The organism is Streptomyces graminilatus (assembly GCF_001418565.1).
Classification (GTDB): Bacteria; Actinomycetota; Actinomycetes; order Streptomycetales; family Streptomycetaceae; genus Streptomyces; species Streptomyces graminilatus.
In genome coordinates, this window is the sequence record NZ_LIQQ01000605.1 from 1 (window position 1) to 8,970 (window position 8,970).

The following is an 8,970-nucleotide window of genomic DNA, read 5'->3' on the forward strand; positions in this document are numbered from 1 at the left end:
CCGAGGCGGTACGGGCGGCGGGCGTGCCGGGGCTGGTGCCGGTCGTCCGGGCCGGTGCCGCCGTGGCCGCGCTCGGTTCACTGCTCGCGCTGATCCTGGGCGTCTCACGGACGACTCTGGCCATGGCCCGTGACCGTCATCTGCCCGGCGCCCTGGCCGCCGTGCATCCGCGTTTCCAGGTGCCGCACCGGGCCGAGCTGGCCGTGGGCGCGGTCGTCGCGGTACTCGCCGCGACGGTGGATGTCCGGGGCGCTATCGGGTTCTCCTCCTTCGGGGTTCTGGCTTACTACGCGGTGGCCAACGCCTCCGCCTGGACACTGAGTTCGGCTCCGGCGTCGCGGGTGGTGCCGGTTGCGGGGTTCCTCGGCTGTGTGACGCTGGCGTTCGCGCTTCCGGGGGTGTCGGTGGCCGTGGGCGCGGGTGTGCTGGGCTTGGGGGCGGGCGCGTACGGCGTACGACGGTGGTGGTCGGCTTCGCGGGCCTCGGCCGGGCCTCACCGCTGACGTAAATCGCGTCGGCTACGAGGTCTGGGCCGGGGGCGTAGCTGTCGCCGTACGTATGCGGAATTCGGGCCAGGGCTCCAGATCCGTACCGTCGCTGGACTCCTCGTACCAGCCCGAGCCGTCGAGCCAGGTGTGCAGCCACTCCGCGAGGCCCGGGGCGTCGGTGTACCACGCGTGGTCGGCGTCGTCGGCGTTCGGCTCGAAGAGCAGGACGGTGCCCTCCGGTGTACGGCAGTCCACGCACGCGAACATTCCGCAGCCCCAGTGGGATATCGGCAGGACGCCCTCGGGCCAGGGCCAGTCCGGGTCCTTGCGGGCCTCCTCGCGGTTGGCGAGGTACTGCGCGACGACGGGCGGCTCACCGGCGGGCGCGCTGTCGAGCAGGGGCAACAGGCCGTAGGACGGGCCGAATCCGCCGTCTCCTATCCTGAGGTAGAGCTCGGCGAGGAGCGGCGGCAGAGGAAAGCCGAGGGCGGTCTCGGCACGGTCGAGCGTCGCCGCGTCCACGGGGGCGGGAAGTGAAGGCCAGCCCCACGGACGGGTGTCGCGCGCCGCGAAGGCCACCCGTGTCAGCAACTGCTCTGTCTCGGTCATGGATTCATCATGCAGGCCGCCACTGACAATCGCGGCGGCCTGTGGATAACCCGCGAACCGGACGCGTTCCCGCCCGCAGGCTGTGGACAACCCGCGGGCGGCGGACTACCAGCGCGAACTGAACGGCTCGTCCGTCGACACGATTTCGCGGCCCAGCGGCATGAGCGAGACAGGGATGAGCTTGAAGTTGGCGATACCGAAGGGGATACCGATGATCGTGATGCAGAGCATCACACCGGTGACGACGTGGGTCAGCGCGAGCCACCAGCCCGCGAGAACCAGCCACAGGACGTTGCCGATGCAGGAGGGGGCGCCCGCGTCGCGCCGCTCGACCGTCGTACGGCCGAAGGGCCACAGGGCGTAGACGCCGATCCGGAAAGCCGCAACACCGAACGGAATTCCGATGATCGTGATGCAGAGCAGCACGCCCGCGGCCAGATAGCCGAGGAACAGCCAGAAGCCGCTCAGGACGAGCCAAATGACGTTGAGGATTGTCTTCACTGGTGGCGACCTGCCATCTTTTCGAGCCGGGCGATGCGCTCGGCCATCGGCGGGTGTGTGGAGAACATCTTGGAGAGTCCCTGACCTGGTCGGAAGGGGTTCGCGATCATCATGTGGCTCGCCGTCTCGATACGCGGCTCAGGAGGCAGCGGAAGCTGTTTCGTGCCGACTTCCAGTTTGCGCAGGGCACTCGCGAGGGCCAGCGGGTCACCGGTGAGCTGGGCTCCCGACGCGTCGGCCTCGTACTCCCTGGAGCGGCTGATGGCGAGCTGGATGAGGGAGGCCGCGAGCGGGCCCAGGATCATGATCATCAGCAGGCCGAGGATACCGGGCCCTTCGTCGTCGTTCGAGCGGCCGATCGGGATCAGCCAGGCGAAGTTGACCAGGAACATGATCACGGAGGCCAGGGCGCCGGCGACCGACGAGATGAGGATGTCGCGGTTGTAGACATGACTCAGTTCATGGCCGATGACGCCGCGCAGTTCGCGCTCGTCGAGGATGCGCAGGATGCCTTCGGTGCAGCACACGGCCGCGTTGCGTGGATTGCGGCCCGTCGCGAACGCGTTGGGTGCTTCGGTCGGCGAGATGTACAGGCGGGGCATGGGCTGGCGGGCCTGGGTGGAGAGGTCACGGACCATGCGGTACAGGGCCGGGGCCTCGAATTCGCTCACCGGGCGCGCGCGCATCGCACGTAGAGCCAGCTTGTCGCTGTTCCAGTAGGCATACGCGTTCGTGCCGATCGCGACGAAGAGTGCGATCACGAGGCCCGTACGGCCGAAGAAGCTGCCGATGACGATGATGAGTGCGGACAGTCCCCCGAGGAGCAGGGCTGTCCTGAGCCCGTTGTGCCGGCGGTGCACGGTACGCCCTCCTAGTGGTGCTGCAGGGGAACCCTGTTGTCAGGTCCAGTGGACCCTTCCGTACTGGTCAACGCCAGGCGGGGATGCGCAGTTCCCTTGTGCGCCCGCAGGCGCGCGTGAGCCGTCCGGGTGAGGTCCACGCGCGCGTGGGGCTGGTCGGGACGCCGGACGCCAAGGACGCCCCGCACGTGAGGTCCACGCGCGGGGCGTGCGGCTGTGCGGGGCGGCCGGGTCAGAAAAGGCCTGTGCCGGCGAAGCGCAGTACCAGTTGGGGTGCGCCGGAGAGGGCGATACCGACGACGGCGGTCAGGGCGATCGCGGCTGTGAGTGGCGCCGGGGTGCGGTGTCGTTCCTCGGCGCCCTCGGGGGCGCGGAAGAGCAGGGCAGCCGTCCACTGGAGGTAGTAGAAGAGGGCGATCACCACGTTGACGGCCATGATCACGGCCAGCCAGCCGAGTCCCGCGTCGACGGCCGCGGAGAAGACGGTGACCTTCGCGAAGAGGCCGATGATGCCCGGCGGCAGTCCGGCGAGGCAGAGCAGGAAGAACCCCAGGACGAGCGCTGCCAGGGGGCGGTTGGCGTACAGGCCACGGTAGTCGCTGACGCGGTTCAGGGGCTTCGTGCGGGCCACCAGGGCCGCCACCGCGAAGGCGCCGAGGTTCACGGCGGCGTACATGAGGGCGTACGCGACGGTGGAGCCGATCGACTTCTGGGCGTCGTCGGAGTACGCGGCGGCGGCGATCGGCACCAGGAGGTAGCCGGCCTGGCCGACGGAGGACCAGGCGAGCAGGCGTACCGCGCTGTACGCGCGCGTGGCCTGCTGGCGCAGGGCGCCGACGTTGCCGACGGTCATGGTGAGCGCGGCCAGGGCGGCCAGCGCCGGACCCCAGACGTCGGCGTACGACGGGAAGGCGACGACGGTGACGAGGATCAGGCCGGAGAAGCCGACGGCCTTGCCGACGACCGACAGGTAGGCGGCGATCGGCAGCGGCGCCCCCACATAGGTGTCGGGGACCCAGAAGTGGAAGGGCACGGCGGCCGTCTTGAAGGCGAAGCCGATGAGGGTGAGGACGACACCGGCCTGGGCGAGTGTGTGGAGCTGCGGGTCGACGTGCCGGATCCGGTCGGCGATCTCGGTGAGGTACAGGGTGCCGGTGGACGCGTACACGAAGCTGATGCCCATGAGGCTGACCGCGGTCGCCGTCACGGAGGACAGAAAGAACTTCAGGGCCGCTTCGGAGGACTTCCGGTCGCCGTGCCGGATGCCGACAAGGGCGAAGGCGGGCAGGGAGGCGACCTCCAGGGCGACGATCAGGGTCGCGAGGTCGCGGGAGGCGGGCAGGAGGGCGGCTCCGGCGGCGGAGGAGAGCAGCAGGAACCAGTACTCCCCTTCGGGGAGTCCACGGTCGGCGTCCTTGAGGGCGGTGACCGACAGGAGGGCGGCGAGCAGCGCCCCGCCGAGCACCAGGAACTGGATGACGAGGGTGAAGCGGTCGGCCGTGTAGCTGCAGACGTCCGTGCTGCCGGTGAGGCAGAAGGTGGAGCGGTCGCCGTCCAGGAGAGGGAGCAGGAGGAGCGCGGACGCGGCGAGGCCGGCGACCGAGGTCCAGCCGAGAAGTGCCTTCTTGCTGTCGCCGAGGAACAGGTCGGCGACCAGCACGGCGAGCCCGACGAGGGCCGCGACGGTGGGCGGTGCGATGGCGAGCCAGTCGACGGACTGGACGACGGACTCGGCTGCGGACTGGGCCGGGGAGCTCATCGGGGGCCTCCTGAGAGGAGCTGCTGCACGGCCGGGTCGGTCAGGCCGAGAAGGGCTTTGGGCCACAGGCCGGCGACGACGGTGAGGGCGACGAGTGGGCTCCAGGCCGCGAGTTCGTACGTCTGTACGTCTGCGAGCTGAGGGGCGTCCGGCTGCGGGGCGGCGCCCATGCAGACGCGGCGTACGACGACGAGCATGTACGCGGCGGTGAGCAGGGTGCCGAAGGCGGCGATCGCCGTGTAGGTGAGGAAGGCGGGGCGGCTGAGGTCGGCGGCGGGGTCGAACGCGCCGAACAGGGCCAGCATCTCGCCCCAGAACCCGGCGAGGCCGGGCAGTCCGAGCGAGGCGACGGCGGCGAAGGCCACAAGGCCGCCGAGGCGGGGGGCCCGTCCGTAGAGGGCGGCGCCGGTCCGGTCGGCGAGGGTGTCGAGGTCGGTGGTGCCCGTACGGTCCTTCAGTGCGCCGACCAGGAAGAAGAGGAGGCCGGTGATGAGGCCGTGGGCGATGTTGGCGAACAGCGCGCCGTTCACGCCGGTCGGGGTCATGGTCGAGATGCCGAGCAGTACGAAGCCCATGTGGCCCACGGAGGAGTAGGCGATGAGCCGCTTGAGGTCGCCCTTGGCGCCCCGCCGGGCGAGGGCCAGACAGGCCAGGGAGCCGTAGATGATCCCGACGACGGCGAACGCGGCGAGATAGGGCGCGAACGTCCGGAATCCGTCGGGCGTGACCGGCAGCAGGATCCGCACGAACCCGTACGTGCCCATCTTGAGCAGGACGCCCGCCAGCAGCACCGAACCGACGGTCGGGGCGGCGGTGTGAGCGTCCGGCAGCCAGGAGTGCAGGGGCCACATCGGCGTTTTTACCGCGAGCCCGATCCCGATCGCCAAAGCGGCGGTGACCTGCACGGATGTGGTCAGTCCTGAGCCGTTGTCAGTGGCGAGTGCCATGATGTCGAACGTGCCCGCTTTGATCCCGATCAGAAGCAGGCCCAGCAGCATGACCACGGATCCGAGCAGGGTGTAGAGGATGAACCTCCAGGCCGCCCGGGTCCGTTGCTCACCGCCCCAGCGGGCGATGAGGAAGTACATCGGGATGAGCACCGTCTCGAAGGCGAGGAAGAAGAGCAGCAGGTCGAGGACGGCGAAGGTCGCGAGGGTGCCGGACTCCAGGACGAGGAGAAGTGCGACGAAGGCCTTCGGGGAGGGGCCGTCGGGCAGCTTGAAGCAGGAGTAGAGCGCGCAGAGGAAGGTCAGCAGCGCGCTCAGGACCAGAAGGGGGAGGGAAATGCCGTCGACGCCGAGGTGGATCCGCACGCCGAGTGCGGGGATCCAACTGATGTCGGTCGTGGCCTGCATCTTCGACGGATGGTCATGGTCGAAACCGAGCGCCAGAGCGATCGCGGCGATGAGTACGGCTCCGGTGACGATCACGCCGTGCCGCAGCACTGCCTGCTCGGGCGACTTCCCCTTCAGCCCGGGCGGGGCGGGCAGGAGAGCGGCGACGGCCCCGATGAGCGGGCCCACGACGAGAAATGCCAGAAGGAACCGCATCACTGACTCGTTGATATCGATCACGCCTGCTCACGCTCCCGTGGCGACGAGGAGGACGGCGACCACCAGGACGACGGTGCCGGCGAGCAGCGCGCTCACATAGGTCTGGACATTGCCGGTCTGGGCGCGCCGCACGGCGCCGCCCAGCAGGCGGGGCACGGCGCTCGCACCGCGCACATAGGTGTCGACGACCTCTCGGTCGAGGAACCGGACAAGGGTTGCACCGGCCAGGACCGGGCGGACGAACAGGGCCGTGTACAGGGCGTCCAGGTGGAAGCCGGCAGCCGCGTGGCGGTGCAGCGGGCCGAGCAGGAGGCGTCCGGGATCCGCCGGGTCGGGTGCGGTGGCCATGTCTCCGTGGGCGGGGGTGTGGGTGGCGCCGGCCTCGGCCTCGGCCAGGCCGCCGTCGGCGTCCGGGTGGGCCGCGACGGCGCCCAGGGAGACGCGGGCCGCCAGGGCGGTGGTGTGGCGCCAGGCTCCGTAGGTGACGAGGCCGCCTGCCAGGGCCACTCCCGTGCCCAGGACGGAGGTGGTGAGGGTCGGGTTCAGGTCGTGGCCGTCGAACCAGCCGGGCAGCCTGCCGTACGCGAGCCCGCCGAGGGCGAGGGACGGGACCGCGAGCACCCAGAGCACTGCGGTCATCGCGACCGGCTGCCTGCCGTGGTCCGGGGCTTCAACGCCCCGGCCCCGGAAGGCGAGCAGCCACAGGCGGGTGGCGTAGGCGGCGGTGAGCAGGGCCGAGACCAGGCCGGCGACGAGGACGGTCCAGCCGGCGGCATCGGGGATGCCCTCGGCATGGCCGGTGGAGGCGTGTTCGGCGGCGCCGAGCACCGACTCCTTGGAGAAGAAGCCGCTGAAGGGCGGGATCGCGGCGAGCGAGAGGAGCGCCACGGTCATCGTCCAGTAGGCGTCGGGGACGCGGTCGCGAAGGTTGCCCATGCGTGACATGGCAGCCAGCGAGTTGGTGCCGACGGCGTGGATGATCACGCCGGCCGCGAGGAAGAGAAGCGCCTTGAAGGCGCCGTGGGTGAGGAGGTGGAAGACGGCGGCACCGCGGTCGCCGACGGCGAGGGCGCCGGTCATGTAGCCGAGCTGGCCCATCGTCGAGTAGGCGAGGACGCGCTTGATGTCGTCCTGGGCGAGGGCGGCGAGGCCGGAGCCGGTCATCGTGACGGCGGCCATGACGGCGAGGACGACCAGTGCGGCCGAGGAGGCCTCGAAGACCGGGAGGAGCCGGGCGATGAAGTAGACACCGGCGGCGACCATCGTCGCGGCGTGGATCAGCGCGGAGACGGGGGTGGGGCCCGCCATCGCGTCGGGGAGCCAGGTGTGCAGCGGGAACTGCGCCGACTTGCCCGCCACACCGGCCAGGAGCAGTAGGGCGACCAGTGTCGGGTGGTCGAGTCCTCCGCTCGCGACGGTGCCGAGGATCTTCGTGATCTGGAAGGACCCGGCGTCGGTGGCGAGCGCGAACAGGCCGATCAGGAAGGGGACATCACCGAGTTTGGTGACGAGGAAGGCCTTGAGGGAGGCGGCGCGGGCTTCCGGGGTCTCCCAGTAGTGGCCGACCAGGAAGTACGAGCAGATGCCCATGATCTCCCAGCCGACCAGCAGCACCATCAGGTCGCCGGAGTAGACGACGAGCAGCATCGCGGAGGTGAAGAGGGAGACGAGAGCGGCGTAGGAGGGGTAGCGCGGGTCGTCGCGGAGGTAGGCCGTCGAGTAGATCTGCACACAGGTCGCGACGAGGCCGACCAGGACGGCGACGAGGGCGGCGAAGCCGTCGATGTGCAGGGCGAGCTCGATGGGGACCGAGCCGGTGGGTGTGAGCTCGGTGGCGGCGTCGATGGCCCGGCCGCCGTCCTGGCGTACGGCGACGACCACGGCGAGAGCGAAAGCCGTGAGTGGCGGCAGGACGGCGAGGGGGCGTACGAAGCCGGGGGCAGTGCGGCCCAGGAGCAGGCCGGCCGCGGCGCCCAGGAACGGCAGGAGGGGGACGAGGACGGCGAGGGTGGTCGTGGTCACGCGGTGGCCTCAGCCTTCTCGTCTTCCGTGAGGGTGGCTTCGTCGGGGCCGTGCGGCTCGGCGGTGTCGCGGAGCTTGTCGATGTCCGCGGTGCCTCGGTTGCGGTGGACGGCGAGGACGATCGCCAGGCCGATGCCGATCTCGGCGGCGGCGATGGCGATGGTGAACAGGGTGAGGGCCTGGCCGGAGTGCAGGGTGTCCCGGGCGGTCCTGCTGAGCCAGACGTCGAAGGCGACGAGGTTGAGGTTGACGGCGTTGAGCATCAGCTCGACGGACATCAGGACCAGGATCGCGTTGCGGCGGGCCAGGACACCGTAGAGGCCTGTGCAGAAGAGGAGGGCGGAGAGTACGGCGGGATAGGCGAGGTGCATCAGAGGGCACCTTCCTGCTCAGCCGGGCTGTTTCGCTCGATCGGGTGATTCCGGGAATCCGGGACAGATGGGGAACTACCGGTCGCGGCCCGGGAGTTCACAGGGGGAGGGCTCGGCTCCGCCTTCGCTTTGCGGGAGAGGACGATCGCGCCGACCAGGGCGGCGAGGAGGAGGACGGAGAGGGCTTCGAAGGGGAGGACCCAGTTCTGGAAGAGGCTGGCGCCGGTGACGGCGGTGGAGCCGGCGGCGGCACCGTCCAGGTCGATCCAGGTCGTGCGGAAGGCGTCGACGACGACCCAGACCAGGGCGGCGGCGGAGGCGAGGGCCACGGCGAGGGCGGTCCATCGGTTGCCGGAGTCGGCGTCCGGGGAGCGGCCGATGGGGGCTCTGGTGAGCATGAGGCCGAAGAGGAGGAGGACGACGACAGAACCGAGGTAGATGAGGACCTGTACCCAGGCGATGAACTCGGCTGTGAGGAGGAGGTATTCGACGGCGAGGCCGCCGAGGGTCACCACGAGCCACAGGGCGGCGTGCACGAGTTGCCGGGTGGTGACGGTGACGAGCGCGGCTCCGAAGGTGACGAGGCCGACGAGGAGGAAGGCGATCTCGACGCCGGTCGGGGAGAGGAAGCCGTGCGTCGCGGCGGCAAGGCTCACGAGTTCCCCTCCTGCGGTTCGGTGGGCGCGGTGGATTCGGTGGTCGTGGTGGGTGCGTTCGGCTCGGTCTGGGTGGCCGCGAGCTTCTCCGCCGTCTTGCGGGCGGCGGCGATCTCCTTCGGCTCCTCGGCGGCGGGGTCGAGGGCGGGCG

9 protein-coding genes and 1 pseudogene are annotated in these 8,970 nt (G+C 70.3%); 1 reads left to right on the top strand and 9 read right to left on the bottom strand.

Annotated elements, in window-relative coordinates; all coding sequences use genetic code 11:
- The coding region (locus AOK08_RS37765; RefSeq protein WP_157876964.1) for an amino acid permease at positions 1-503 on the top strand (503 nt) is incomplete at its 5' end.
- Between the two features lie 15 nt (positions 504-518).
- Here AOK08_RS37765 and AOK08_RS37770 read toward each other — a convergent pair.
- From AOK08_RS37770 to AOK08_RS49020, 9 genes and pseudogenes are all read right to left on the bottom strand, one after another.
- Positions 519-1,097 carry an SMI1/KNR4 family protein gene (locus AOK08_RS37770; RefSeq protein ID WP_055534513.1) on the bottom strand — a complete coding sequence of 193 codons (579 nt, stop codon included), beginning with the start codon at positions 1,095-1,097 and terminating at the stop codon, positions 519-521.
- Positions 1,098-1,202: 105 nt separating this feature from the next.
- Positions 1,203-1,598, bottom strand: a complete 396-nt coding sequence (locus AOK08_RS37775) for a YccF domain-containing protein (RefSeq protein WP_055534515.1) — start codon at positions 1,596-1,598, stop codon at positions 1,203-1,205.
- Complete coding sequence (gene htpX / locus AOK08_RS37780) at positions 1,595-2,458, bottom strand: zinc metalloprotease HtpX (protein WP_055534517.1); 864 nt, start codon at positions 2,456-2,458, stop codon at positions 1,595-1,597. Before htpX ends, AOK08_RS37775 begins: the two co-directional genes overlap by 4 nt.
- A 232-nt stretch (positions 2,459-2,690) precedes the next feature.
- On the bottom strand, positions 2,691-4,217 hold the full coding sequence (locus AOK08_RS37785) for an NADH-quinone oxidoreductase subunit N (RefSeq protein ID WP_055534518.1): 1,527 nt from the start codon (positions 4,215-4,217) through the stop codon (positions 2,691-2,693).
- A complete protein-coding gene (locus tag AOK08_RS37790; RefSeq protein ID WP_055534520.1) occupies positions 4,214-5,791 on the bottom strand; it encodes an NADH-quinone oxidoreductase subunit M in 1,578 nt (525 codons plus the stop codon). Before AOK08_RS37790 ends, AOK08_RS37785 begins: the two co-directional genes overlap by 4 nt.
- 6 nt (positions 5,792-5,797) lie before the next feature.
- Positions 5,798-7,792 carry an NADH-quinone oxidoreductase subunit 5 family protein gene (locus tag AOK08_RS37795; protein ID WP_055534522.1) on the bottom strand — a complete coding sequence of 665 codons (1,995 nt, stop codon included), beginning with the start codon at positions 7,790-7,792 and terminating at the stop codon, positions 5,798-5,800.
- Positions 7,789-8,163 (bottom strand): NADH-quinone oxidoreductase subunit NuoK, encoded by a 375-nt coding sequence (nuoK, locus tag AOK08_RS37800; RefSeq protein ID WP_055534524.1) that lies wholly within the window; start codon positions 8,161-8,163, stop codon positions 7,789-7,791. Before nuoK ends, AOK08_RS37795 begins: the two co-directional genes overlap by 4 nt.
- Positions 8,163-8,819 carry an NADH-quinone oxidoreductase subunit J family protein gene (locus tag AOK08_RS37805; protein WP_055534526.1) on the bottom strand — a complete coding sequence of 219 codons (657 nt, stop codon included), beginning with the start codon at positions 8,817-8,819 and terminating at the stop codon, positions 8,163-8,165. Before AOK08_RS37805 ends, nuoK begins: the two co-directional genes overlap by 1 nt.
- Positions 8,816-8,970, bottom strand: a pseudogene (locus tag AOK08_RS49020) (NADH-quinone oxidoreductase subunit I); the annotation flags it as partial. The pseudogene AOK08_RS49020 and the gene AOK08_RS37805, both read right to left, overlap by 4 nt.

Excerpts from the sequence above, each read along its gene's own strand:
- AOK08_RS37785 (WP_055534518.1), bottom strand. The coding sequence starts at position 4,217 with ATGAGCTCCCCGGCCCAGTCCGCAGCCGAGTCCGTCGTCCAGTCCGTC.
- nuoK (WP_055534524.1), bottom strand. The coding sequence starts at position 8,163 with ATGCACCTCGCCTATCCCGCCGTACTCTCCGCCCTCCTCTTCTGCACA.
- AOK08_RS37770 (WP_055534513.1), bottom strand. The coding sequence starts at position 1,097 with ATGACCGAGACAGAGCAGTTGCTGACACGGGTGGCCTTCGCGGCGCGC.